Below are 24,636 nucleotides of genomic sequence, written 5' to 3'. Positions count from 1 at the left end.
AAAGCCAGAGCAGGCAGTCTCCATACCACAAAAAACACGGTTAATTTTGGCATCATTGATTATACATCACTGATCCTTTCATTGTAATATCTGCTTCCTCGGGATGCTCAGACTGTTCTGTCTATATCCGTCAGAGCATGGGAGGCATTTAACGACGAAACTCCCGCAGCGTTAGCGAGGACAAAAAACGAGCTACGACTTCAGCCATAATAATCCCCCATACTGCAAAACTGGGTTTTCTACCGTGGTGCTTCGTGGGCCAATTTTCTGGGATTCAGACCCGGAACGCGCCATTTCAGCAATATTTCAGACCAGTTTTGTTGTAATCTAAAGCAGTCAGCTCTCGATCTTCCAGGATAAGTATCGCCTGTGTCCTTTTCCGTGTCACCCTGACAAACAGGAAGTTCCGTCCATTTATGTAAAATAACAGCCGATACACCTTCAGAAATCACGGTAGTTGACCGGCTGCTATGAGCAGAGGAACGGAAATACAGGAAATGATGTAAGCGCTTTTCATGATACAGAGAAAGTAATTATGCCAAACGCATTAATTGACCAACGCTTTTACTGAACTGATACCACCCGTCAGATGATCCTGCCTGAATATTTGCGCAGGATCGTCTATCAGCATTGGGGAAGTATATTAGCGACTATCGCGTCTCGTGTTAAACCGCCTCTATATTGTACCCATCAGGATCAAGGATGAACGCGGCGTAATATCCAGGGTGATAATGGGGCCTGTAACCCGGCGCACCATTATCTTTTCCACCTGCCTGGAGGGCGACACGGTGGAATGCCTCAACATCCTCTTTGTTTTTTGCATTGAAGGCAAGATGCATTCGGGGTGTGGAGGGAGTTCCCTGTGTTAACCAGAACGCACCGCCAGGATCTTGCCCTTCATCGAGTTGGGCGGGACCAAAACCTACCGCCTTGCCCGGAAATTCAAGCCGGATAACATGACCAAGACTGGCAAGAACATTTGTGTAACATTACTTACTGTCTTCAAGATTTATGACGTTGAATCCGGTGTGGTCAATCATTTTTTACTCTCGTCAGCAAAGAAGAATAACAGTAAAACATTAAACCATCGGGTGAGGTTGGATTTGGTATAAGAATTGGTGATTGCGTCTGTTCTTTACCTGTGTGAAACGATCTCTCCCAGAGCTGGTATGTTTGTTCTCTATTGATTCTCGCGCTGATATTTGTAAGGTCCACTCCTGACACGATGCAGCCAGCACCGAAGGTCCGCTGTGAGCGAAAATCGGACGTTATATACACATCCCCATTATCTTGAGTATGCTCCGCTGTGACTCTGTTTCAAAAACGATGTCGCTGATGTATTGCATTCCCTGCTTTTTATAGAATCTATGAGCATGTTCGTTTTGCTCGAGAACCTCCAACCATAAAAATTTTTTTCCATCACTTCGGGCAAGATCTATGACTTTTTTAAACATTAATTGACCGTAATGCTGATTCGTTTTAGTTGGGGCAAGGTAGAGTTTGTCAAGAAGAACACCACTAATGTCTGTATTAGGGATAGTCGCTTGCCATGTCAGCTTCGCAAAACTAATCGGCTGATCTATTTCCGCTATATACCAGCTTATGTTTTGTCATTAATATTCTGCTCAATAACAGGAAGAGAATATTCACATTCCAAATAATTATACAATCCTGATTCTGACTGCCACATATGCTTAAAGTGCGCTGGATAGATGCGATAGCCAAGCTCTTTTAGTAATACTGAATCGGCTAATGTTGCTTGTCGTATGACTAAAGGCATGGGAAAAGCCCTTACTTAACGAGAAAAAAGTGATATCAAATTTGTAATATAAGTGGGCTGTTAAGTCTACCTGTCCGTACATTTTCCTTTTTGATTTGGTGCAGCCCCGCTCCCCAAAATGTCGAGAGAAAGCAGGGCTTTTGCTATGCTATGGCAAACCAATAAGGAGAGCGAAAATGACACAAGGCGCAGTGAAAACACCCGGTAAACGTTCGCAGGCGGTGAGCGCCAAGAAACAGGCGATCCTCAGCGCTGCGCTGGAGACATTTTCGCAGTTTGGTATTCACGGTACGCGCCTTGAGCAGGTGGCGGAGCAGGCCGGGGTATCCAAAACCAATCTGCTCTACTACTACCCGTCAAAAGAGGCGCTCTATATCGCGGTGATGCAGCAGATCCTCGATATCTGGCTGGCACCTCTCAAGGCATTTCGCGAAGAGCTGGCCCCGCTGGTGGCGATAGAGGAGTACATACGCCTGAAGCTGGAGGTATCGCGTGATTACCCGCAGGCATCCAGGCTGTTCTGCCTGGAGATGTTGCAGGGCGCGCCGCTGTTGCAGGCGGAGCTGACGGGAGATCTAAAGCAGCTGGTGGACGATAAATCGGCCATTATTGCCGGATGGGTCGCCAGCGGAAAACTGGCGACCGTCGATCCGCATCATCTGATCTTCATGATTTGGGCCTCAACCCAGCACTACGCTGACTTCGCGGCCCAGGTCGAGGCGGTGACCGGTAAAACGCTCCAGGACGAGGCGTTTTTCCAAAGTACGCTGGATAACGTGCAGCGGATGATTATCGAAGGGATCCGTGTGCGTTAATCAGCCGGTTGGAAAGGGCAGCTTAAATTGCCCTCTTCACACTGCATCAACGAGGCCAGAAAGGCTTCGCGCTCCGCTGTTTTCTCCGTCAGGCACTGGTTGATAATCATCGGCTGAATAGTGCCACCTTCGGTTCCTGAACCCATCAATTTACAGTCTGCGTCACGCAGGGCGATCCACGCCTGCTGCGCCTTTTTCAGCAGGTCGCGCTGAGGGGCTGCCGCGCGTTTGATGGCGGCCTGGTACGTCTGGTTGAGCTTTTTATCCGCAGCCTGGTACTGCTCTGCCGCACAGGCACTGAGTTCTGTCTGGGTGGTCGCTTTGTCGCACTCGTCGGCCAGCGCGCTGACGCTGAGCAGCAGTGCTGCGCCTGCGATAAGATATCGTTTCATACACTCCCCAATAAAATAAGGCTCCGTCTCCGGAGCCTTATTAGCACAGCGTTAGCCGATTGTCATCAGGCTGGCGTTACCCCCCGCCGCCGCGGTGTTGACGCTGAGCGAGCGCTCAACGTACAGACGCTCCAGCAGCAGGTTGGTTTCCCCGCGCGCAAAGCCCTGCACGGAAACGATGGCACCGCTTCGGGCCGCCACCTGCTCACATAGTTCGCGCAGCTGGTCGGAATCACCGTGGTAGATCACCGCGTCAAACGGCTGGGTCAGCAGGGCATCGGCCTTCGCAAAGCGAATGCGGGCCGAGACCGCTTTTGGCAACTGTTTGGCGAGGTCGCGATGCAGGGCATCTTCCGGCCACAGCACCTCACAGCCCGTTGCCGTTGCGGCTGCCAGCTGCACCAGCGCATCCTGCTCGTTATCCGCCACGCACAGCACACGCTCGCGCGGCATCAGCGTCCAGGTGTTGCGCTCGCCGGTAGGACCCGGCAGCAGACGCTGTGTTCCCGCCTGCGCCAGCTCGCCGTACTGCTGTGCAATCGCACGCAGCTCAGGACGATTATCAGCCCACTTAATCAGCGCGTCCAGCGGCTGGGTCAGCACGGCTTTCACCTGCGCATCCACCGGATATTCCGCGTCCTGACGCGCCAGCGTCACGCCCAGCGCATTTTCCGGGCGGTTAGCCAGCAGACGGTACAGGTAGAGCGGGCCGCCCGCTTTCGGACCGGTGCCGGAGAGGCCTTCACCGCCGAACGGCTGCACGCCCACGACCGCGCCAACCATGTTGCGATTAACGTACAGGTTGCCGACTTTGGCATTGCCGGTCACCTGGGCAATGGTTTCGTCGATACGGGTATGCACGCCAAGCGTCAGGCCATAGCCGGAGGCGTTGATCTGATCGATCAGCTCGTTGAGGTTGTTACGGTTGTAGCGCACCACGTGCAGTACCGGGCCGAAGACCTCTTTTTTCAGCTCGTCGAAGCTTGCCAGCTCAATCAGCGTTGGCGGCACGAAGGTGCCGGTCTGCCACTCGCGGGCATCTTCGCTGTTCTCGCGCACCGCCTGGAACACCGGACGGCCTTTTGCACGCATGGTCTGAATGTGGTTTTCAATGTTGGCTTTGGCTTCCGCGTCGATCACCGGCCCGATGTCGGTAGTGAGACGGCCCGGGTTGCCCATGCGGCATTCCGCCATCGCACCGCGCAGCATCTTCAGCGTGTGGTCAGCCACGTCATCCTGTAAGCACAGTACGCGCAGGGCGGAACAGCGTTGGCCCGCGCTGTCGAAGGCAGAGGCCAGCACGTCAACGACGACCTGCTCGGTGAGTGCGGAGGAGTCCACGATCATGGCGTTCATGCCGCCGGTTTCAGCGATCAGCGGGGTAGGACGGCCCTGCGCATCCAGACGGGTGGCGATGTTGCGTTGTAGCAGGGAGGCCACTTCGGTAGAACCGGTAAACATCACGCCGCGTACGCGGTTATCGGAGGTCAGTTTGGCCCCGACCGTTTCACCGCGCCCTGGCAGCAGCTGCACCACGCCCGCCGGTACGCCCGCTTCCAGCAGAATGTTAATGCCCTGGGCGGCAATCAGCGGGGTCTGCTCTGCCGGTTTTGCCAGCACGCTGTTGCCTGCGGCAAGGGCCGCGGCAATCTGGCCGGTGAAGATCGCCAGCGGGAAGTTCCACGGGCTGATACACACCACCGGGCCGAGCGGACGGTGGGTTTCGTTGTCGAAATCATCGCGCACCTGACCGGCGTAGTAGTGCAGGAAGTCGACCGCCTCGCGCACTTCGGCGATGGCGTTGCTGAAGGTTTTACCCGCTTCACGCACCAGAATGCCGATCAGCTGCTGCATCTGATCTTCCATCAGAACCGCCGCGCGTTCCAGAATGGCGGCACGCTCCTGCGGCGGGGTGGCAAACCAGATTGGCGCGTTGTTCACCGCGCTCTCCAGGGCCTGCTCCACTTCCGTTTCCGTGGCTTCGCGCACGTAGCCGACGATATCCTTCGGCTCTGCCGGGTTGATCACCGGCTGCATTTCACCGTCCTCAACGGACTGCTCAAGGATCGGCCTGGCCTGCCACTTCTGCAATGCGCTGTTAAGCAGGGCAGAAGAGAGCGAGGCCAGACGGTGTTCGTTGGCGAGATCCAGACCCGCCGAGTTGACGCGACCTGCACCATACAGCTCGCGCGGCAGGGCAATCTTCGGATGCGGCAGACCAATCTGGCCTTCCTGCGCCGCCATCTTCTCAACGGCCTGTACCGGGTCGGCCACCAGTTCGTCCAGCGGCAGGGTGGTATCGGCGATGCGGTTAACGAAGGAGGTGTTCGCCCCGTTCTCCAGCAGACGACGCACCAGGTAGGCCAGCAGAGTTTCGTGAGTACCTACCGGGGCATAAATACGGCACGGACGGTTCAGCTTGCCGTCGGCCACTTTACCGGTCACCTGCTCGTACAGCGGTTCGCCCATGCCGTGCAGACACTGGAACTCGTACTGGCCCGGATAGTAGTTCTGACCCGCCAGGCTGTAGATCGCCGCCAGGGTGTGGGCGTTGTGGGTGGCGAACTGCGGATAAATCAGGTTCGGCACGCCGAGCAGTTTTTTCGCGCAGGCGAGGTAGGAGACGTCGGTGTAGACCTTGCGGGTATAGACCGGATAGCCTTCCAGACCTTCCATCTGGGCGCGTTTGATTTCGCTGTCCCAGTAGGCGCCCTTCACCAGACGGATCATCAGGCGGCGACGGCTGCGGCTGGCCAGGTCAATCAGGTAGTCAATGACGAACGGGCAGCGTTTCTGGTAGGCCTGGATAACGAAACCAATCCCGTTCCAGCCCGCCAGCTCCGGCTCGAAGCACAGTTTTTCCAGCAGATCGAGGGAGATCTCCAGACGGTCCGCCTCTTCGGCGTCGATGTTAATGCCGATATCATACTGGCGCGCCAGCAGGGTCAGGGACTTCAGGCGCGGGTAGAGTTCTTCCATCACCCGGTCGTACTGCGCGCGGCTGTAGCGCGGGTGCAGGGCGGAGAGCTTAATGGAGATGCCCGGGCCTTCATAAATACCGCGACCGTTGGACGCTTTACCGATGGCGTGGATCGCCTGCTGGTAAGATACCATGTAGGCCTGCGCGTCGGCGGCGGTCAGCGCCGCTTCACCCAGCATGTCGTAGGAGTAGCGGAAGCCTTTATCTTCCAGCTTGCGGGCGTTCGCCAGCGCTTCGGCAATGGTTTCCCCGGTGACGAACTGCTCGCCCATCAGGCGCATCGCCATGTCCACGCCCTTGCGGATCAGCGGCTCGCCGCTCTTGCCGATGATGCGGTTCAGAGAGCGCGACAGGTTGGCTTCGTTATGGGTGGAGACCAGCTTGCCGGTAAACAGCAGGCCCCAGGTGGCGGCGTTAACGAACAGCGACGGACTGCGGCCAATGTGGGAGTGCCAGTTGCCGTTGCTGATTTTGTCGCGGATCAGGGCATCGCGGGTGGCTTTATCCGGAATACGCAGCAGCGCTTCCGCCAGACACATCAGCGCCACGCCTTCCTGCGAGGAGAGGGAGAACTCCTGCAACAGACCCTGCACCATACCGGCGCGTCCGCTGGCGGTTTTCTGATTACGCAGCTTGTCGGCGAGCTGATACGCCAGGCTGTGCGCCTGAGCGGCAACGGCTTCCGGCAGGCGCGCCTGCTCCAGCAGCATCGGCACGGCGTCGGTTTCGGCACGGCGGTAGGCGCCGGTAATGGCGGCGCGGCTGACGGACTGCGGCAGGATCTGCTCGGCAAATTCGAGGAACGGCTGGTGGTTCTCCTCAACGGCCGTCGCGGCTTCTTCGCTTTCGTTCGCTGCGCCCGCCAGCAGGGCAGGCAGCTCCGGCAGACCTTCTTCACTCTCCAGTCTTTCCAGATAGTTAAAAATCGCCTGCTTGATTAACCAGTGCGGTGTGCGGTCGATGCGGGTCGCAGCGGTTTTAATCCGTTCGCGGGTAGCGTCATCCAGCTTAACCCCCATGGTGGTCATCCCCATGCCAAAACTCCTGTTGTTCTGTAATAGCGTTCTGTTGATAGCGTGAAATATCCACCATGTTGCAACTTTGTGCAACCGTGTTAAATGTGACCTGGTCTGCAAGCTGGAAAATGAATGGATTGTTAACGATTAGTTAGCTGTGAAAAAGAACGTGCGGCCGTTTCTGAGCCCAGTTTTTATGCGGTGCTTAACACTTTTTAAAGGTGCAACCCGTAAAAGCGTGAGCGAGTGCAACCTATAGGAAAGACGTATAAAACCAGTGATGAAATTCATGTAAATGCAGTGTTAAATCGTTTGTCAGTGGGATGCGTATACGGCAGGATAGCGCGCCCAACGGAAACACATACACACATCACTACGTTCCGGTGATGACATAACAAGGCAACCCGGACGGTTGTCGCTCGACATTTTGGAGAATTTGAATGGCTATTAGCACACCGATGCTGGTGACATTTCTCGTTTATATTTTTGGCATGATCCTGATAGGGTTTTTGGCATGGCGTTCCACTAAAAACTTTGACGACTACATCCTCGGCGGGCGCAGCTTAGGCCCGATGGTCACCGCACTCTCTGCGGGCGCTTCCGACATGAGCGGCTGGCTGCTGATGGGGCTGCCGGGCGCGATTTTCATCTCCGGTATCTCCGAAAGCTGGATCGCCATCGGCCTGACCGTTGGCGCATGGATCAACTGGAAGCTGGTAGCAGGCCGTCTGCGCGTGCATACCGAAGCCAACAACAACGCCCTGACGCTGCCGGACTACTTCACCGGACGCTTTGAAGATAACAGCCGTATCCTGCGCATTATCTCTGCGGTGGTGATCCTGCTGTTCTTCACCATCTACTGTGCTTCCGGCATCGTGGCGGGCGCGCGTCTGTTCGAAAGTACTTTCGGCATGAGCTATGAAACCGCCCTGTGGGCCGGTGCGGCCGCGACCATCCTCTATACCTTCGTGGGCGGATTCCTGGCGGTAAGCTGGACCGACACCGTGCAGGCGAGCCTGATGATCTTCGCCCTGATCCTGACTCCGGTGATTGTCATTTTCACCGTCGGCGGCTTTGGCGAATCGCTGGAAGTGATCAAGCAGAAGAGCATCGAAAACGTCGATATGCTGAAAGGGCTGAACTTTGTCGCCATCGTCTCCCTGATGGGCTGGGGCCTGGGCTACTTCGGCCAGCCGCACATTCTGGCGCGTTTCATGGCGGCGGATTCTCACCATACCATCGTTCACGCGCGTCGCATCAGCATGACGTGGATGATTTTGTGTCTGGCGGGCGCGTGTGCGGTCGGTTTCTTCGGTATCGCCTACTTTAATAACAACCCGGCGCAGGCGGGCGCGGTGAACCAGAACGCCGAGCGCGTGTTCATCGAACTGGCGCAGATTCTGTTTAACCCTTGGATTGCCGGTATTCTGCTCTCCGCGATCCTGGCGGCGGTGATGTCCACCCTGAGCTGTCAGCTGCTGGTGTGCTCCAGCGCCATCACCGAAGACCTCTACAAAGCGTTCCTGCGTAAGGGCGCGAGCCAGAAAGAGCTGGTGTGGGTAGGGCGTTTTATGGTGCTGCTGGTTGCGCTGGTGGCGATTGCGCTGGCAGCAAACCCGGAAAACCGCGTGCTGGGGCTGGTGAGCTACGCGTGGGCGGGCTTCGGTGCCGCGTTTGGGCCGGTAGTCCTGTTCTCCGTCATGTGGTCACGCATGACCCGCAACGGCGCTCTGGCGGGGATGATTATCGGTGCGGTGACCGTTATCGTCTGGAAACAGTTCGCCTGGCTGGGCCTGTACGAAATCATTCCTGGCTTCATCTTCGGCAGCATCGGTATCGTGGTCTTCAGCCTGCTGGGTAAAGCACCGTCTGCCTCCATGCAGAAACGCTTTGCGGAAGCCGACGCGCACTACCACACTGCGCCGCCGACTAAGCTTCAGGCTGAGTAATCTCCCCTCACCCTAACCCTCTCCCCGGTGGGGAGAGGGGATAGTCCTTTCACCTATGTGAGTCTTCATCAATGAGAATTAAAACAGGGTTAATGGTGGCAGCATTCGTGATGCTGGCGGGCTGTAACGCACCCGCGCAGCACGTGCCGGTGGAAACCTGCAAAGCGGATAACCAGATGCAGCAGACCACGCTCTATTTTGGCTTGAATCGCCCGGCAGGGGCGCAGATTACCGGCAGCGAGTGGCAGCAGTTTGTTGACCAGGACGTGACGCCGCGTTTTCGCGATGGCTTAACGGTGTTTGATGCCCGTGGTCAGTGGCTGGGTAACGACGGCAAGGTGGCGCGCGAGCCGAGCAAGGCGCTGATGCTGATCCACGGGAAAGACGCGCAGAGTGAGAAGAATATTGAAGCGTTGCGCGGGATCTATAAGTCACGCTTCGCGCAGGAGTCGGTGATGCGGGTTGACCAGCCGGTGTACGTGCAGTTTTAATGAAAAACGGCGGGAAATCCCGCCGTTATTGTATCGTAGGCCCGTGCAAGCGAAGCGCCGCCGGGCATTAACCGCACAAAACTTACAACACCAACCCCGCAAAGCTCGCCGAAAGCAGGCTCACCAGCGTCGCGCCGTACACCAGACGCAAACCAAACCGCGACACCACGTTGCCCTGCTGCTCGTTCAGACCTTTTATTGCCCCCGCCACAATGCCAATGGAAGCGAAGTTAGCGAACGACACCAGGAACACGGACAAAATACCCAGCCCGCGAGGTGACATTTGATGGGCAATTTTTTGCAGCTCGATCATCGCCACAAATTCATTCGCCACCAGTTTAGTTGCCATAATGCTCCCCGCGTTTAAGGCATCGCTCAACGGAATACCAATAAGCCACGCCAGCGGATAAAACACATAACCCAGAATCTGCTGGAAGCTCATGCCAAATATGCTGGAGAAGAGGGCGTTAACGGCGCTAATAAGGGCGATAAAACCAATCAGCATCGCCAGAATAATCATTGCCACCTTAAAACCGGCCAGAATATACTCGCCCAGCATTTCAAAGAAGCTCTGGGATTCGTGCAGTTTTTCCAGCTTGATATCCGGCTCCGCTTCCGGGCGGGTCGGGTTAATGACCGAAAGAATAATAAAGGTGCTGAACATGTTCAGGATCAGCGCCGCGACGACAAATCTGGCGTCGAGCATGGTCATATAGGCCCCGACAATCGACAGCGACACCGTCGACATAGCCGTGGCAGCCATCGTAAACAGACGACGCGAGGAGAGATCCCCGAGTACGCCCTTGTAGGCAATAAAGTTTTCCGACTGACCGAGGATCAGCGAGCTCACCGCGTTGAAGGATTCCAGCTTGCCCATGCCGTTCAGTTTTGACAGCAGCGTCCCGATCACCCGAATAAAGATCGGCAGAATGCGCCAGTGCTGAAGAATACCAATCAACGCCGAGATAAAAATAATGGGGCAGAGCACGCCAAGGAAAATAAACGCCAGCCCTTTTTCACCCATCCCGCCAAAGACAAAATTCGTCCCTTCGGCAGCGAATTTAAGCAGCGACTCAAAGAAACCGGAGACGTATTTAATAATAAACAGACCGCTTTCTGCATGCAGGAAAAAGAACGCCAGCGCAATTTCAATCACGATCAGCTGTAAAACGAAACGAATACGAACTTTTCGGCGGTCGAAACTCACCAGCCAGGCAAGAGCAAGAATAATCACCAGCGCCAGCAGGAAATGGACAATTTTAAACATGGGTTATTTTCAGTTGGTTTTCGAGGTGGACATTTAGCCACAGCCCCGGTTAACCGTAAATGGGCATTTTCGTTATACCTTATAAACGCAACGGTTACTCAGGCAATTATTACTCCGCAATGCGTTTACATCTGGTCATCAAAACGCAACACATTTCGCTTGTTTTTCTTGTTGCCGTAATGATAATCACTATCACAAGAATTTACCTTTCTTTGCATCAGTTGACCGCGATAAACATTTAAGGTGTCGGCATGTTTGTTCCTTTTCTCATTATGTTACGTGAAGGCCTTGAAGCGGCCCTGATTGTTAGCCTTATCGCCAGTTATCTGAAGCGTACCCAGCGCGGACGCTGGATTGGCGTGATGTGGGTTGGCGTTTTCCTTGCCGCGGCGCTCTGCCTGGGGCTGGGTATTCTTATCAACGAAACCACCGGTGAATTTCCGCAGAAAGAGCAGGAGCTGTTTGAAGGCATTGTTGCCGTAATAGCGGTGGTGATCCTCACCTGGATGGTGTTCTGGATGCGCAAAGTTTCCCGTAACGTGAAGGTACAGCTTGAGCAGGCGGTGGATAACGCCCTGCAAAAAGGCAACCACCACGGCTGGGCGCTGATCATGATGGTCTTTTTCGCCGTGGCGCGTGAAGGCCTGGAGTCCGTGTTCTTCCTGCTCGCGGCTTTTCAGCAGGACGTGGGCATCTGGCCGCCGCTGGGCGCGATGCTCGGGCTGGCCACGGCGGTTGTGCTTGGCTTCCTGCTCTACTGGGGCGGCATTCGTCTTAACCTGGGCGCGTTCTTCAAGTGGACCAGCCTGTTTATTCTGCTGGTGGCCGCGGGACTGGCGGCAGGGGCGATCCGCGCCTTCCACGAAGCGGGCCTGTGGAACCACTTCCAGGACGTGGCGTTCGATCTCAGCAACGTCCTGTCGACCCATTCACTGACCGGTACCCTGCTCGAAGGGATCTTCGGCTACCAGGAAACGCCGAGCGTCAGCGAAGTGGCGATGTACTTTATCTATCTGGTTCCGGCGCTGATCCTGTTCGCTATGCCGCCACGTACCGGCTCGCAGACGTCGCGCGTTGCGCCGTAAGTGCTGTTTTAGTTACAACATACTTTTAAAGGGAAGAGTCATGGCCATTCAGTTCCGTCGTAGTGCGTTATGCGCAGGCATCGCCGCGCTGTTCGTGTCTGCCTTCGCCGCTCAGGCAGCAGATATTCCGCAGGTCAAAGTCACCGTCAACGATAAACAGTGTGAGCCGATGACCATCACGGTTAACAGCGGTAAAACCCAGTTTATTATTCAGAACCACAGCCAGAAGGCGCTGGAGTGGGAAATCCTGAAAGGCGTGATGGTGGTGGAAGAGCGCGAGAATATCGCGCCGGGCTTCAGCCAGAAGATGACCGCAAATCTTCAGCCCGGGGAATATGACATGACCTGCGGCCTGCTGACTAACCCGAAAGGTAAGCTGATCGTCAAAGGCGCAGCGACGGCGGACGCGGCCAAAGGCACGGCGCTGCTGAGTCTCGGCGACGCTATTACCGCCTATAAAGCCTACGTCACCAAAGAGACGGCGGACCTGGTGGCAGGCACCAAAGCCTTTACCGACGCGGTGAAAGCGGGCGATATCGAAAAAGCGAAATCCCTGTATGCGCCTACACGTCAGCACTACGAGCGCATCGAGCCGATTGCCGAGCTGTTCTCTGACCTCGATGGTAGCATTGACGCCCGTGAAGACGACTACGAGCAGAAGGCCGCCGATCCGAAATTCACCGGCTTCCACCGTCTGGAAAAAGCCCTGTTTGGCGATAACTCCACCAGGGGGATGGAGAAATACGCCGAGCAGCTCAACAGCGACGTGCTGGAGCTGCAAAAACGCATCAGCGAGCTGGCATTCCCACCGTCGAAAGTGGTGGGTGGCGCAGCGGGTCTGATTGAAGAAGTAGCCGCCAGCAAAATCAGCGGTGAAGAAGATCGTTACAGCCACACCGACCTGTGGGACTTCCAGGCAAACGTCGACGGCGCACAGAAAATTGTCGATCTGCTGTGGCCACAGCTGCAAAAAGAGAACGGCGAGCTGCTGGCGAAAGTGGATGCCAATTTTAAGAAAGTTGACGCTATCCTGGCGAAATACCGCACCAAAGACGGGTTCGAAACCTACGACAAGCTGACCGATGCTGACCGTAACGCGCTGAAAGGCCCGATTACGACGCTGGCGGAAGATCTCTCCCTGCTGCGTGGCGTACTGGGTCTGGATTAAGCGATGAACGAGCATGACGAGTACGACGTGGCGGAACCTTCCCGACGTCGGTTGTTAAAAGGGGTAGGGGCGCTGGGCGGCGCGTTTGCCCTGGCGGGAGGCTGTCCGGTGGCGCATGCGGCAAAACCGCAAAGCGCCCCCGGCACGCTCTCCCCGGACGCGCGTATGGAAACGCAGCCGTTTTATGGTGAGCACCAGGCGGGGATCCTGACGCCGCAGCAGGCCTCGATGATGCTGGTGGCTTTCGATTCGTTGGCGAGTGATAAGGCCGACCTTGAGCGTCTGTTCAGGCTATTAACCACGCGCATTGCCTTCCTCACAGCCGGAGGTCCGGCACCGGAAACACCGAATCCGCGCCTGCCGCCGATGGATTCCGGGATCCTCGGGGCGTTTATCGCTCCCGATAATCTGACCATCACCGTGTCGGTGGGGGAATCACTATTTGATGATCGCTACGGTCTGGCGAAGCAGAAGCCGAAAGCGCTGCAAAAAATGACGCGATTCCCGAATGATTCTCTCGACGCGGCGCTGTGCCACGGCGATCTGCTGTTGCAGATCTGCGCTAATACCCAGGATACGGTGATCCACGCCCTGCGCGATATTATCAAGCACACCCCGGATCTGCTGAGCGTGCGCTGGAAGCGGGAAGGTTTTATCTCTGACCACGCCGCGCGCTGTAAAGGGAAAGAGACGCCGGTCAACCTGCTGGGCTTCAAAGACGGTACCGCCAACCCGGACAGCAGCAATACCGCGTTGATGAACAAGGTGGTCTGGGTGACGGCGGATCAGGGCGAACCGGCCTGGGCGGTGGGCGGCAGCTATCAGGCGGTGCGTATCATTCAGTTTCACGTGGAGTTCTGGGACCGCACGCCGCTGAAAGAGCAGCAGACTATCTTCGGCCGCGATAAGCAAACCGGCGCACCGCTCGGCATGAAGCTCGAGCACGATGAACCCGACTACGCCCGCGATCCGAACGGGGATGTCATCGCGCTGGACAGCCATATTCGCCTCGCCAATCCTCGCACCAAAGAGACGCAATCCAGCCTGATGATGCGCAGGGGTTACAGCTACTCGCTGGGGGTGACCAACTCCGGGCAGCTTGATATGGGACTGCTGTTTGTCTGCTATCAGCACGATCTGGAGAAGGGATTCCTCACCGTGCAGAAGCGGCTCAACGGCGAAGCGCTGGAAGAGTACATTAAGCCCATCGGCGGCGGCTATTTCTTTGCCCTGCCCGGCGCGCGTGACGCGAACGCCTGGCTCGCTCAGGGTCTCATAGAAGCCTGATAATCGTCCCTGCGACAGTTCGCGGGGACATTATTTTTTTCCCAGACTATCTTATTGTTATATTTCTGTAATATTTCTATATAAGACTGATTTTCCATGTAGGGGCAGTCCGAAAAGTTGCATTCAGGTAAAATAAATGTTGCATTTATGATAATTCCTGATGTACTTAAGAGAAGACAGCGGTAGTTCCCGGCAGTGATGTTAACTCACTATGGAGATCGCGAATGGTTGCGTCCTGTACTGGACAAGGTAAACATATCAACCGCAGTATCCGGCGCGGAGGCTCAGACTCCGGCAGCGATTTCTTCACCACCAAATTCTCTCCTTCACCTCAACAACCTTTTTCTACCGACGTGCATAACGGTGCGCGTAGCCGTTGTATATCGTCATCCGGTAATGCAAGCAATGGCTTACAAGGAAGCCAACCCTCTGATGTTCGTGCGCATAATCGTGCCGATGCTGGCGCGTGTGATGAATACCAACAACTCAAGGTGCTATCCATGGGAAGACAGAAAGCAGTGATCAAAGCTCGTCGCGAAGCAAAACGTGTGCTGAGACGGGATTCACGTAGTCATAAACAGCGTGAAGAAGAATCGGTCACCTCGCTTGTGCAGATGAGCGGCGTAGAATCAATTGGCATGGCGCGGGACAGCCGCGATGCATCGCCAATTGTGGCGCGAAATGAAGCTCAGGCGCACTACCTGAATGCTATCGAGAGTAAACAGCTCATCTTTGCAACCGGGGAAGCCGGATGCGGGAAAACCTGGATCAGCGCCGCCAAAGCGGCGGAGGCGCTGATTCATAAGGACGTGGAAAGGATCATCGTTACCCGTCCGGTACTGCAAGCGGATGAAGATCTGGGCTTCCTGCCCGGCGATATTTCCGAGAAGTTTGCCCCGTACTTCAGGCCCGTCTATGACGTGCTGGTGAAGCGGTTGGGCGCTTCCTTTATGCAGTACTGCCTGCGACCAGAGATTGGCAAGGTGGAAATCGCGCCGTTCGCCTATATGCGCGGACGTACATTTGAAAATGCGGTCGTTATTCTTGACGAGGCTCAGAACGTGACCGCTGCGCAAATGAAGATGTTTTTAACGCGCCTCGGGGAGAACGTGACGGTGATCGTCAACGGCGATATTACCCAGTGTGACCTGCCGTCGGGCGTTAAGTCTGGCCTGAGCGATGCCATGTCACGTTTTGAGGAAGATGAGATGATAGGGGTGGTACGCTTCACAAAAGAGGATTGCGTCCGCTCGGCGCTCTGCCAGCGCACACTACAAGCGTATTATTGAATATGCTGTTGTGTTCAAGGCCCGGGAAACCGGGCTTTGTTTTTTGTGCATTTTACCCCCTCTTCCCTGGGGAGAGGATTAGGGTGAGGGGCTCAGGCCGCACCGAACTGCATATAGCACCGGGGGGATTGACTCGCTGCGCTCGCCCTGCGGGCAGCCTGTTCGCTTCGCTCTCAGTCTGTCCAACTGGCTGCGCCAGTTGTCGAACCCCGGTCGGGGGTTCTCATTCCCCCCAAAGGCGTACAACATGCGAAAAAAAAGCCCGCATTTTCATGCGAGCTCTTCTTCAAATATGGCGGTGAGGGGGGGATTCGAACCCCCGATACGTTGCCGTATACACACTTTCCAGGCGTGCTCCTTCAGCCACTCGGACACCTCACCATATTGTTTTGCTGCCTGACCGCTTGGGGGGCAACGGGGCGCTACTATAGGGAGTTGCGCTAAAACGGTCAAGCAGATTTTCAGCATTCGTGCTTGTTCGGTTAAGCCTTAATCAGCTTATGTCGCAGCGCGCAGGATTAACGCTGCGAATCGAGCACTTCGCTATTTTTCACCACGTCCTGCGCTTTGCTGTAGCTTTCGATCAGCAGCTGGTAGGCAGGGAAGATGTGTGTGTACACCTCTGCCCATTCACCCGCATCTTCACGGTTCCACGTGCGCTGAATTTCGGAAGCAACAGCAGCCGTGTCCATCGGCACCACGCCTGCCTGCACCACGCGCGCCAGGGTGATCTCCTGCGCCATTTTGCTGTAGGTGCCGGAGGCATCAATCACCGCAAACACTTTATATCCGTCCGCCACCGCGCTGATGGACGGGAAGGCCATGCAGACGCTGGTGATCGTCCCCGCGATAATCAGCGTTTTGCGCCCGGTGGCTTTCACCGCCGCCACGAACTCCGGGTTATCCCAGGCGTTGATCTCACCCTTGCGTGCCACATACTGTGCGTGCGGCGCGTTGGCGTGGATCTCCGGGATAAGCGGGCCGTTCGGTCCCTGTGGAACCGACGCCGTGGTGATCACCGGGATCTTCGCCAGCGAGGCGATTTTTGCCAGCGCTGCTGCACGGGCGCGCAGCTCAGGCATTGGCATGTCTCCTACGGTCTGGAACAGCCCGCTCTGGTGATCGATAAGCAGCATAACGGCATCGTTTACGTCAATAACGGGACGTGCACCGTTGAAGTTTGCAGGGGTAGACATAATGCGCTCCTTATTACGTTTAGATTTGGCCAAAGCGGCCGGAGTTGAAATCGCGAATAGCCTCGGCAATTTCGGTTTTACTGTTCATCACAAACGGGCCATAGCCCACGATGGGTTCATTCAGCGGCTCCCCGGCCATCAGCAGCACTTTGGCATCGCTGCTGGCTTCGAGATGCAGTTTGTCACCGCTCTGGCTCAGCACGACCAGTTGCGCCTCACCGGCAGGCGTGGTGCCGTTCATCGTCACGCTGCCTTCAACGACAACCAGCGCCGTGCTCCAGCCTTCGGGCTGATTGAGCGTCAGATGGCTACCCTGGCGCAGCGCGAGATCCCACACGTTCAGCGGTGAGAAGGTATGCGCCGGGCCGGTTACCTCTCCAAAGCGGCCAGCAATCACGCGCAATGTTCCGCTGTTATCCGGCAGGGTGACCACCGGGATATCCGCCTGAGTGATGCTCTGGTAGCCAGGCGTCGCCATTTTGTCTTTGGCGGGCAGGTTGACCCACAGCTGCATCATTTTCAGTTCACCGCCTTTCTGCGAAAACGCGCTGGAGTGGAACTCCTCGTGCAAAATGCCTGCGCCCGCCGTCATCCACTGCACGTCACCTGGACCAATAACGCCGCCTCTGCCGGTTGAATCACGGTGCTCCACTTCGCCTGAGTAGACGATGGTTACCGTTTCAAAACCGCGATGAGGATGCTCGCCCACGCCGCGTTTCGCGCCATCCGCCGGGAAGGTATGCGGTCCGGCGTAGTCCAGCAGCAGGAACGGGCTCAGGGGCTCGCCATGCGTCTGGTAAGAAAACATCGAACGAACCGGAAAACCGTCACCGACCCAGTGCGGACGAGGTGCGGTATACACGCCTGTTACGTTTTTCATGATTAACTCCTGATGTCCTGTTGATGGAATTAGCTTATATTCAGGGTTAATATCCCGGTAGATAGCAAAAATGACATTCACTGTTCCTTAAATGGAACAATGGAGGCGTATGCAGGACCTCAATGATTTCGTATGGTTTGTGAAGGTGGTGGAGCATGGCGGCTTTGCAGCGGCGGGTCGGGCGCTCGATCAGCCTAAGTCGAAACTGAGCCGTCGGATTGCGCAGCTGGAGGAACGCCTGGGTGTTCGGTTGATACAACGTACCACGCGGCAGTTTGCGGTGACGGAGGTGGGGCAGACATTCTATCAGCACTGTAAAGCTATGCTGGTGGAGGCTGAAGCTGCGGAGGAGGCGGTGGCTGCTTTACAGGCTGAGCCGCGTGGTATGGTCCGGATCACCTGTCCTGTCACCTTGCTGCACGTTCACGTGGGGCCCATGCTGGCGCGGTTTATGGCGCGCTATCCGGGGATCAACCTTCAGCTCGAAGCCACCAACCGCCGGGTCGATCTGGTGGCGGAGGGGGTGGATGTGGCGATCCGCGTTCGTCCGCGCCCGTTTGATGACAGCGATCTGGTATTAAGGGTGCTGGCGGACAGGGGACACTGTCTGGTTGCCGGGCCGGCACTGATTGAACGGATGGGCAACCCGGCGATGCCCTCTGAACTCAGCGAGTGGCCGGGGTTAAGTATAGGGGCGGGCAAGCACCTGCATAAGTGGGAATTGAGCGGGCCGGAGGGCGCAAAGGCAGAAATTCACTTCACGCCGCGCCTGGTGACTACCGACATGCTGGCGCTGCGGGAGGCGGCGATGGCGGGCGTGGGCGTGGTACAGCTGCCCATTTTGATGGTGAAGGATCAGCTGGCTTCAGGTGAACTTGTTCGGGTGCTGAATGCCTGGGAACCCAGACGGGAAGTGATCCACGCGGTGTATCCATCCCGGCGCGGCCTGCTGCCATCGGTCAGGACGCTGGTGGATTTTCTCACCGAAGAGTATGCAAAGATGGTTGAAGACTAGCTTTTTGTAGGTCGGGTAAGCGTAGCGCCACCCGACACAATTACCGCAGGGGCTGCAAAGTTCGAATCCTCCACAGGCGTGCAACATGTGAAAAAAAAGCCCGCATTTTCATGCGAGCTCTTCTTCAAATATGGCGGTGAGGGGGGGGATTGACTCGCTTCGCTCGCCCTTCGGGCAGCCTGTTCGCTACGCTCTCAGTCTGTCCAACTGGCTGTCGCCAGTTGCCGAACCCCGGTCGGGGGTTCTCATCCCCCCTTACGAGAATATAAAAGAAAAAAGCCCGTACTTTCGTACGAGCTCTCATCATGAATATGGCGGTGAGGGGGGGATTCGAACCCCCGATACGTTGCCGTATACACACTTTCCAGGCGTGCTCCTTCAGCCACTCGGACACCTCACCATATTGTCATCCCGTTGTTGTCGGGACGGGCGCTAATGTAAGGAAAAGCCGTACTGCCGTCAACCCACTTTTTCAGTAATTTAGCGTGTTTAGACAAACTTCAGGCAACCTGATTCCGAAATGTGCGAAATGCGCCTCTTTTATCAGCAACGCGGTTTAGCGATAAATTTGTTATGCTGGCAAGCCAGTTGAAAATGAAAATAAAACAGTGCAATAAAAGGCAATGACTATGGATATTATCTTCTATCACCCCACTTTTGATACGGCTTACTGGATTAACGCGCTTACGGCGGCACAGCCTGGCGCACGCGTTCGCGAATGGAAACAGGGCGATAATGAACATGCCGACTACGCGCTGGTCTGGCATCCCCCGGTCGAAATGCTTCAGGGACGCCGTTTGAAGGCGGTATTTGCTCTTGGTGCGGGGGTGGATTCCATTCTCAGTAAGCTGAAGGCACACCCTGAAATGCTGCCGGAAGATATTCCCCTGTTTCGTCTGGAAGATACCGGTATGGGGCAGCAGATGCAGGAATATGCCGTGAGCCAGGTGCTGCACTGGTTCCGCCGTTTCGACGATTATCAGGCGTTTAAACAGCAATCCCACTGGGAACCGCTTCCGGATTATCAGCGTGAAGATTTCACCATCGGCATCCTCGGCGCGGGTGTACTGGGTTCGAAAGTCGCCGAAGCGCTCGCACCGTGGGGTTTCCCACTGCGCTGCTGGAGCCGGAGCCGTAAGGAGTATCCGGGCGTCGAGAGCTTTGCCGGAACGGACGAACTCCCGGCGTTCCTGAAAGGGACTCGCGTCCTCATTAACCTGCTGCCGAATACGGCGGAAACGGTCGGCATTATCAATGGCACGCTCCTCAACCAGTTGGCAGAAGACAGCTACTTAATGAACCTGGCGCGCGGGGTACACGTTGTGGAAGTCGATCTGCTAAAAGCGCTGGATAGCGGTAAACTGAAAGGCGCAATGCTGGATGTGTATAGCCGCGAACCGCTGCCAAAAGACAGCCCGCTCTGGGCACATCCGCGCGTGGCGATGACGCCCCATATTGCGGCCGTGACGCGACCGGCGGAGGCCGTGGCGTACATCTCGTATACCATCAGCGAAATAGAGAAGGGCAACGCGGTGACCGGACAGGTCGACAGACAGCGAGGCTACTGAGAGAAACCCGGCGTTCGCCGGGTTTTTGCTAATATTCGCCGCTGATAACTGCTATCCTTTGGAAAAGCCGCAGAGGAGAGAAAGATGTATCCCGTTGACCTGCATATGCACACCGTCGCCAGTACCCACGCTTACAGTAACCTCCATGATTATATCGCTCAGGCGAAGCTGAAAGGCATCAAACTGTTTGCGATAACCGATCACGGTCCGGATATGGCGGATGCGCCTCACTACTGGCATTTTGTGAATATGCGTATCTGGCCACGCCTGGTGGACGGTATTGGGATACTGCGCGGCATCGAAGCGAACATCAAAAATACCGACGGTGAAATTGATTGCACCGGCCCGATGCTGACCTCTTTAGATCTGATCCTCGCTGGCTTCCATGAGCCGGTCTTTGCGCCCCAGGATAAAGAGACCAACACCGCAGCGATGATTGCCACTATTGCCAGCGGCAACGTGCACATTATCAGCCACCCGGGAAATCCGAAATACCCGATTGATATTCAGGCCGTGGCGCAGGCGGCAGCGAAGCACCGCGTGGCGCTGGAGATTAACAACTCCTCCTTTGTTCACTCGCGTAAGGGCAGTGAAGCCAACTGCCGCGAAGTGGCGGCGGCCGTGCGTGACGCGGGCGGAATGGTGGCGCTGGGCTCTGATTCACACATGGCCTTCACGCTGGGGGATTTCAGCGAGTGCCTGAAAATATTGCGGGACGTGAATTTCCCGGAAGAACAGATCCTGAACGTCACGCCGCGTCGTATGCTCGACTTCCTTGAGTCGCGCGGCATGGCGCCGATTGATGAATTTGCCGATCTTTAATTAATAACGGAATAAAAACATGAATGAGTTTTCCATCCTTTGCCGCGTGCTGGGCACCTTATATTACCGCCAGCCGCAGGATCCGCTGCTGGTTCCGCTGTTTACCCTAATTCGTGAAGGTAAACTGGCGCAGAGCTGGCCGCTGGAACAGGATGAATTGCTGGAACGTTTGCAAAAAAGCTGCGATATGCAGCAGATTTCAACGGATTACAACGCGCTGTTTGTGGGGGAAGAGTGTCGCGTGTCGCCGTATCGTTCTGCCTGGCAGGAAGGTGCGACCGAAGCGGAAGTTCGGGCGTTTCTTTCAGAACGCGGCATGCCGCTGACGGATATGCCTGCCGATCATATCGGTACCCTGCTGCTGGCGGCCTCCTGGATTGAAGATAATGCAGGTGATGATGAGAACGAGGCGATTGAAACCCTGTTCGAAACGTATCTGCTGCCGTGGGTTGGCACCTTCCTGGGTAAAGTGGAAGCCCACGCCACTTCGCCATTCTGGAGAACGCTGGCTCCGCTGACGCGTGACGCTATCGCTGCTATGTGGGACGAGCTGGAAGAAGAGAACGAAGAGTGACTTGAATCACAAAAATCCTGCAACGATACATTTCAACTTGCACGTAATGTGCTTCTGATCTCATTTCTATGGTGCGCATCTGCTAAGATGCGCACCATGAACATATTACTTTGTATTGCAATCACGACTGGCATCCTCTCCGGCCTCTGGAGTTGGGTGGCTGTTTCTCTCGGCTTGTTGAGCTGGGCTGGTTTTCTTGGCTGCACGGCCTATTTCGCCTGCCCGCAGGGTGGTCTCAAGGGGCTCTTTATTTCAGGCTGCACGTTACTGAGTGGCGTGGTCTGGGCGCTGGTCATTATGAAAGGCAGCGCGCTGGCGCCGCATCTTGAAATCCTGGGGTACGCCATGACCGGCATTGTGGCCTTCCTGATGTGCGTTCAGGCAAAACATCTGCTGTTGTCCTTTGTGCCCGGCACTTTCATGGGTGCCTGCGCGACCTTTGCAGGGCAGGAGGACTGGAAGCTGGTGGTCCCTTCGCTCATGCTGGGGTTACTGTTTGGCTACGCCATGAAGAACAGCGGCCTTTGGCTTGCGGCCCGACGCGAGAAGAGCCAGAGCGTTCCTGCGGTAAGTAAATAAAAAAAGGCGAGACGGAATTCTCGCCTTTTTTATGCGCCGTCGATTATGACTCTGGCGGCACCGACATCTCACGATATTTCACCAGCACCGCATTACTCACGTCACTTTTATTCTGAAGATCCCACAAGCCGCGATCGATACCGTCATTAATCAGGAAAATCACGCCGGTTTCGATGGCCGACATCAGACACAGCATGACCGGCTCGTTAGAGGTATAGCCAATTTCACCCTCCAGCAGACGCTGGTAATCGATAAAGCGGAATACCCCGGCCTGCACTTCATAAGAGAGAATCGTTTTGCTGGTGGTCACCGAGGATAATATCTCACCCGTGCTCACGTTAACCACGCGCAGGTTGACGGCAATCTGGTCCAGCTGATACTGCGTGTCGGCCCCGATGCCAAAGTAACGCGCACCCGCGCCACCCGATTTCACGTTACTTTCGTAGCCGATAATCGAGCCTTCCACCATGATATTGGCTGCGGTGAGAGACTGTAGCGGCATGCGGTTATTGACGCCAACGGTACCATTCTCCTGCGCGGCACGAATGATTTTTCGTTCGTTAAGCAGGTTTTGCAGCCCCTGACGTTCCAGCGGGATAAACCAGCGAGAATCTTTCAGGGCGGTAACCAGCATCGCGGTGGCGCTCTGCGGTACGGCTGTCGAGAAGTTACTGGCCGGATACGGTTTGAACTGACCCGTCTCATCCTGAATGTTATACACCGAGACGAATATCTTTCCGGTTGGGACCGGCAGATGCGTCAGATCCCGATAGCTCTGGGCACGAGGCATCAGGGTGGGTTTAGCGGCTTCTTTTGGCGGGGCAGTTAAACAACCGCTTAATAAGCACACTGCAACTAAAATAAAAAAGCGCTGCATAATAATTGTCCTTATTTCGGGGTTGTTTAGAAATCAGTTGAACTGGTCTGCAAACCGGAAACCTGGATTGTCGACGTTTTACCGGTTTTTCGGTCTGTCACATTTAACTGAAGCTGCCCGTCTTTATTGGCAATATCGACGATAAAGTCGTTAGTGACCATCCGGCCGGGTTTTCCGGTATTAATGTTAGTTAATAAGCCACCTAATATTTGCGACTGGATGGCCTGAGTAAAATTATCCAGGGCTGACGGGGTCTCGATACCGAAATCATCGTCATAGCTGGGGTCTTTATAGGAGTTTTGAGCCTGAGCCTGGTTAAGCATAAAGGCTCCGTTATTCGGGTTGCCGCCAAAATTAGGGTTGCGGAACTGGAATGTCATATTTCCGGCCCAGCTCAACGGCGCAATGAGCATTAACGAAATCACTGTGTGTGCGAGACGCATTACAGCCTCCGAAATTGGTATCGTTGTTAGAACTCATCTTTTGCTAAATCGCCTGTGCTCAAAAGGGCTTTGTCTAACTGTAGGCGGTTAATAGCTTCTTCTGTTTGTGCCAGCGCGAAAGCGACGTTCTGATCGAAGTCTCTTTTCGTTGGGAATAAAAAAGTCTGGTAAATAACGTCCTGATTAGCGGTTATTGTGATCCAGCTTCCCCACCGCGCACTGGGCCGTTCGTTGATGGTTAAGTTACCCGGATAATCGCTTTCCCACTTATCGCTGAAGGCACGATAAAAATCGTGTCCGACAGAGGTGACGGTGTGGTCGGTTAACAGTCCGGGAACTTCTACCTCAACAGCCTGAAGGTTTCCGGCAGCAAGCATAATGCCTGCGGCGGCAATCCAACTTAAGGTGCGTTTCATGCTATTAACGCCTGAGGTTATCGTTTGCCCACGACACCGCCTGCGTGCGATTTTTAACAGCTATCTTTTTGAAAAGATTATAAAGATGCGTCTTAACCGTATTTTCGCTGATAAATAACGAACGGGCGATTTCAATATTTGAAGCACCAATACGCAGTTTGTTCAGGATCTCTTTCTCACGGTGCGTCAGAAGGGCCGATTCCGAACTGTTATAGCGATAATTTCCGGAGTGGGTAATGAGGTAGCTGGCCAGTTTCTGCGAGAAATAACACTCCCCCCGCAATATGCCCTGCAAACCCTCCACGACACGGTTTTCTTCTTCAGTGACGTAAAACACGCCGTTAATATGCGGCCAGCTCTCAATTTCGCGGAAAGGATACTCATCAGGCGTATTTAATAACAATACGCGGATATTATTGTTTTTCCTGCTTAAATTATCTTGCCAGTAATGAATGAGTTTTTTATCCGCTTCCATCATATCGAGAAGAATGATGCTGCCAGAAGCGATATCATCAAAAGAACGTTGAATATTATGCAGTTTCCCGTTAAGAGACAGGCATTGCTTTAAATGCTGCAATAACGCTGTCGCTTGTAAGGAAGGTTTTGTGATCAACAATAATGTATGACCGGGTAAGCTATGGACTTCATTAAACATGATGAAACCCCACGTTATTTATGACACCCGGCAGTTGCCCTCGTATTATTGAAAAGGGCACCAGAGGTACTGACAGGTGTGGCACTGCTGTG

Annotated in this window: 23 protein-coding genes, 2 tRNA genes and 1 other RNA gene; 12 read left to right on the top strand and 14 right to left on the bottom strand. The window is 55.2% G+C overall.

The genetic code is table 11. From position 1 onward, the window contains the following. Window positions 1-665: 665 nt before the first annotated feature. Together CU081_RS26915 and CU081_RS26645 are read right to left on the bottom strand one after the other, a co-directional pair. The gene (locus tag CU081_RS26915) at window positions 666-839 is read right to left on the bottom strand and encodes a VOC family protein (protein ID WP_015570867.1); all 174 of its coding nucleotides are present in this window, start codon (window positions 837-839) and stop codon (window positions 666-668) included. A 429-nt stretch (window positions 840-1,268) separates the two neighbouring features. Beyond that, on the bottom strand, window positions 1,269-1,523 hold the full coding sequence (locus tag CU081_RS26645) for a GNAT family N-acetyltransferase (RefSeq protein WP_229289434.1): 255 nt from the start codon (window positions 1,521-1,523) through the stop codon (window positions 1,269-1,271). A 433-nt stretch (window positions 1,524-1,956) separates the two neighbouring features. On the opposite strand from CU081_RS26645, the gene rutR reads away from it, so the two are divergent. Then, a complete protein-coding gene (gene rutR, locus CU081_RS19745) occupies window positions 1,957-2,595 on the top strand; it encodes an HTH-type transcriptional regulator RutR (RefSeq protein ID WP_022650763.1) in 639 nt (212 codons plus the stop codon). On the opposite strand, the gene CU081_RS19740 is transcribed toward rutR, so the two are convergent. Next, window positions 2,592-2,987 carry a lysozyme inhibitor LprI family protein gene (locus CU081_RS19740; RefSeq protein WP_022650764.1) on the bottom strand — a complete coding sequence of 132 codons (396 nt, stop codon included), beginning with the start codon at window positions 2,985-2,987 and terminating at the stop codon, window positions 2,592-2,594. The genes rutR and CU081_RS19740 overlap by 4 nt on opposite strands. Before the next feature lie 51 nt (window positions 2,988-3,038). Further along, complete coding sequence (gene putA, locus CU081_RS19735; RefSeq protein WP_022650765.1) at window positions 3,039-7,001, bottom strand: trifunctional transcriptional regulator/proline dehydrogenase/L-glutamate gamma-semialdehyde dehydrogenase; 3,963 nt, start codon at window positions 6,999-7,001, stop codon at window positions 3,039-3,041. 422 nt (window positions 7,002-7,423) lie between these two features. On the opposite strand from putA, the gene putP reads away from it, so the two are divergent. Together putP and CU081_RS19725 are read left to right on the top strand one after the other, a co-directional pair. Next, the gene (putP, locus tag CU081_RS19730) at window positions 7,424-8,932 is read left to right on the top strand and encodes a sodium/proline symporter PutP (RefSeq protein ID WP_003858085.1); all 1,509 of its coding nucleotides are present in this window, start codon (window positions 7,424-7,426) and stop codon (window positions 8,930-8,932) included. A gap of 71 nt (window positions 8,933-9,003) precedes the next feature. Then, window positions 9,004-9,423: a DUF3574 domain-containing protein gene (locus tag CU081_RS19725; RefSeq protein ID WP_022650766.1), complete on the top strand. Its 420-nt coding sequence runs from the start codon at window positions 9,004-9,006 to the stop codon at window positions 9,421-9,423. Between the two features lie 82 nt (window positions 9,424-9,505). On the opposite strand, the gene CU081_RS19720 is transcribed toward CU081_RS19725, so the two are convergent. Then, window positions 9,506-10,690, bottom strand: a complete 1,185-nt coding sequence (locus CU081_RS19720) for a NupC/NupG family nucleoside CNT transporter (protein WP_003858081.1) — start codon at window positions 10,688-10,690, stop codon at window positions 9,506-9,508. A gap of 251 nt (window positions 10,691-10,941) precedes the next feature. Between CU081_RS19720 and efeU the strand changes: the two genes are divergently transcribed. From efeU to phoH, 4 genes are all read left to right on the top strand, one after another. Next, on the top strand, window positions 10,942-11,775 hold the full coding sequence (gene efeU, locus CU081_RS19710; protein ID WP_003858080.1) for an iron uptake transporter permease EfeU: 834 nt from the start codon (window positions 10,942-10,944) through the stop codon (window positions 11,773-11,775). A gap of 40 nt (window positions 11,776-11,815) precedes the next feature. Continuing rightward, the gene (gene efeO / locus CU081_RS19705; RefSeq protein ID WP_022650767.1) at window positions 11,816-12,943 is read left to right on the top strand and encodes an iron uptake system protein EfeO; all 1,128 of its coding nucleotides are present in this window, start codon (window positions 11,816-11,818) and stop codon (window positions 12,941-12,943) included. 3 nt (window positions 12,944-12,946) lie between these two features. Beyond that, window positions 12,947-14,230 (top strand): iron uptake transporter deferrochelatase/peroxidase subunit, encoded by a 1,284-nt coding sequence (gene efeB / locus CU081_RS19700; protein WP_022650768.1) that lies wholly within the window; start codon window positions 12,947-12,949, stop codon window positions 14,228-14,230. A gap of 500 nt (window positions 14,231-14,730) precedes the next feature. Then, on the top strand, window positions 14,731-15,519 hold the full coding sequence (gene phoH, locus CU081_RS19695; RefSeq protein ID WP_003858070.1) for a phosphate starvation-inducible protein PhoH: 789 nt from the start codon (window positions 14,731-14,733) through the stop codon (window positions 15,517-15,519). 293 nt (window positions 15,520-15,812) lie between these two features. Here the strand turns inward: phoH and CU081_RS19690 are convergent. From CU081_RS19690 to CU081_RS19680, 3 genes are all read right to left on the bottom strand, one after another. Further along, window positions 15,813-15,900, bottom strand: a tRNA-Ser gene (locus CU081_RS19690). Window positions 15,901-16,037: 137 nt separating this feature from the next. Then, on the bottom strand, window positions 16,038-16,715 hold the full coding sequence (locus tag CU081_RS19685; RefSeq protein ID WP_003858068.1) for an isochorismatase family protein: 678 nt from the start codon (window positions 16,713-16,715) through the stop codon (window positions 16,038-16,040). Window positions 16,716-16,734: 19 nt separating this feature from the next. Further along, on the bottom strand, window positions 16,735-17,595 hold the full coding sequence (locus CU081_RS19680; protein WP_022650770.1) for a pirin family protein: 861 nt from the start codon (window positions 17,593-17,595) through the stop codon (window positions 16,735-16,737). 109 nt (window positions 17,596-17,704) lie between these two features. Between CU081_RS19680 and CU081_RS19675 the strand changes: the two genes are divergently transcribed. Beyond that, complete coding sequence (locus CU081_RS19675; protein WP_022650771.1) at window positions 17,705-18,610, top strand: LysR family transcriptional regulator; 906 nt, start codon at window positions 17,705-17,707, stop codon at window positions 18,608-18,610. A gap of 131 nt (window positions 18,611-18,741) precedes the next feature. Here CU081_RS19675 and CU081_RS26910 read toward each other — a convergent pair. Then, window positions 18,742-18,880: non-coding RNA, RtT sRNA (locus CU081_RS26910), on the bottom strand. 42 nt (window positions 18,881-18,922) lie between these two features. Next, a tRNA-Ser gene (locus tag CU081_RS19670) sits at window positions 18,923-19,010 on the bottom strand. Window positions 19,011-19,239: 229 nt separating this feature from the next. On the opposite strand from CU081_RS19670, the gene ghrA reads away from it, so the two are divergent. The 4 genes from ghrA (at window position 19,240) to CU081_RS19650 (ending at window position 22,153) form a co-directional block, all read left to right on the top strand. Further along, entirely contained in the window at window positions 19,240-20,178 is a 939-nt protein-coding gene (gene ghrA, locus CU081_RS19665; RefSeq protein WP_022650772.1) for a glyoxylate/hydroxypyruvate reductase GhrA, read from the top strand. Window positions 20,179-20,262: 84 nt separating this feature from the next. Continuing rightward, on the top strand, window positions 20,263-21,000 hold the full coding sequence (locus tag CU081_RS19660) for a phosphatase (RefSeq protein WP_022650773.1): 738 nt from the start codon (window positions 20,263-20,265) through the stop codon (window positions 20,998-21,000). A gap of 19 nt (window positions 21,001-21,019) precedes the next feature. Continuing rightward, window positions 21,020-21,574 carry a TorD/DmsD family molecular chaperone gene (locus tag CU081_RS19655; RefSeq protein ID WP_003858059.1) on the top strand — a complete coding sequence of 185 codons (555 nt, stop codon included), beginning with the start codon at window positions 21,020-21,022 and terminating at the stop codon, window positions 21,572-21,574. A gap of 96 nt (window positions 21,575-21,670) precedes the next feature. Continuing rightward, window positions 21,671-22,153 (top strand): DUF1097 domain-containing protein, encoded by a 483-nt coding sequence (locus tag CU081_RS19650; protein WP_072200710.1) that lies wholly within the window; start codon window positions 21,671-21,673, stop codon window positions 22,151-22,153. 43 nt (window positions 22,154-22,196) lie between these two features. Here CU081_RS19650 and csgG read toward each other — a convergent pair whose 3' ends face one another. The 4 genes from csgG to csgD are packed head-to-tail and all read right to left on the bottom strand — an operon-like array spanning window position 22,197 to window position 24,544. After that, window positions 22,197-23,030: a curli production assembly/transport protein CsgG gene (gene csgG, locus CU081_RS19645; protein WP_003858055.1), complete on the bottom strand. Its 834-nt coding sequence runs from the start codon at window positions 23,028-23,030 to the stop codon at window positions 22,197-22,199. A gap of 26 nt (window positions 23,031-23,056) precedes the next feature. Further along, complete coding sequence (gene csgF / locus CU081_RS19640) at window positions 23,057-23,473, bottom strand: curli production assembly/transport protein CsgF (RefSeq protein WP_003858054.1); 417 nt, start codon at window positions 23,471-23,473, stop codon at window positions 23,057-23,059. A 26-nt stretch (window positions 23,474-23,499) separates the two neighbouring features. After that, entirely contained in the window at window positions 23,500-23,889 is a 390-nt protein-coding gene (gene csgE / locus CU081_RS19635) for a curli production assembly/transport protein CsgE (RefSeq protein ID WP_003858052.1), read from the bottom strand. 4 nt (window positions 23,890-23,893) lie between these two features. Continuing rightward, window positions 23,894-24,544 carry a biofilm master transcriptional regulator CsgD gene (gene csgD, locus CU081_RS19630; RefSeq protein ID WP_003858049.1) on the bottom strand — a complete coding sequence of 217 codons (651 nt, stop codon included), beginning with the start codon at window positions 24,542-24,544 and terminating at the stop codon, window positions 23,894-23,896. Between the last annotated feature and the right edge of the window lie 92 nt (window positions 24,545-24,636).

The sequence above is a fragment of the Enterobacter sp. CRENT-193 genome (assembly GCF_002787395.1).
Lineage (GTDB): Bacteria > Pseudomonadota > Gammaproteobacteria > Enterobacterales > Enterobacteriaceae > Enterobacter > Enterobacter hormaechei_C.
This window is presented reverse-complemented; position numbering and strand designations above follow the sequence as displayed.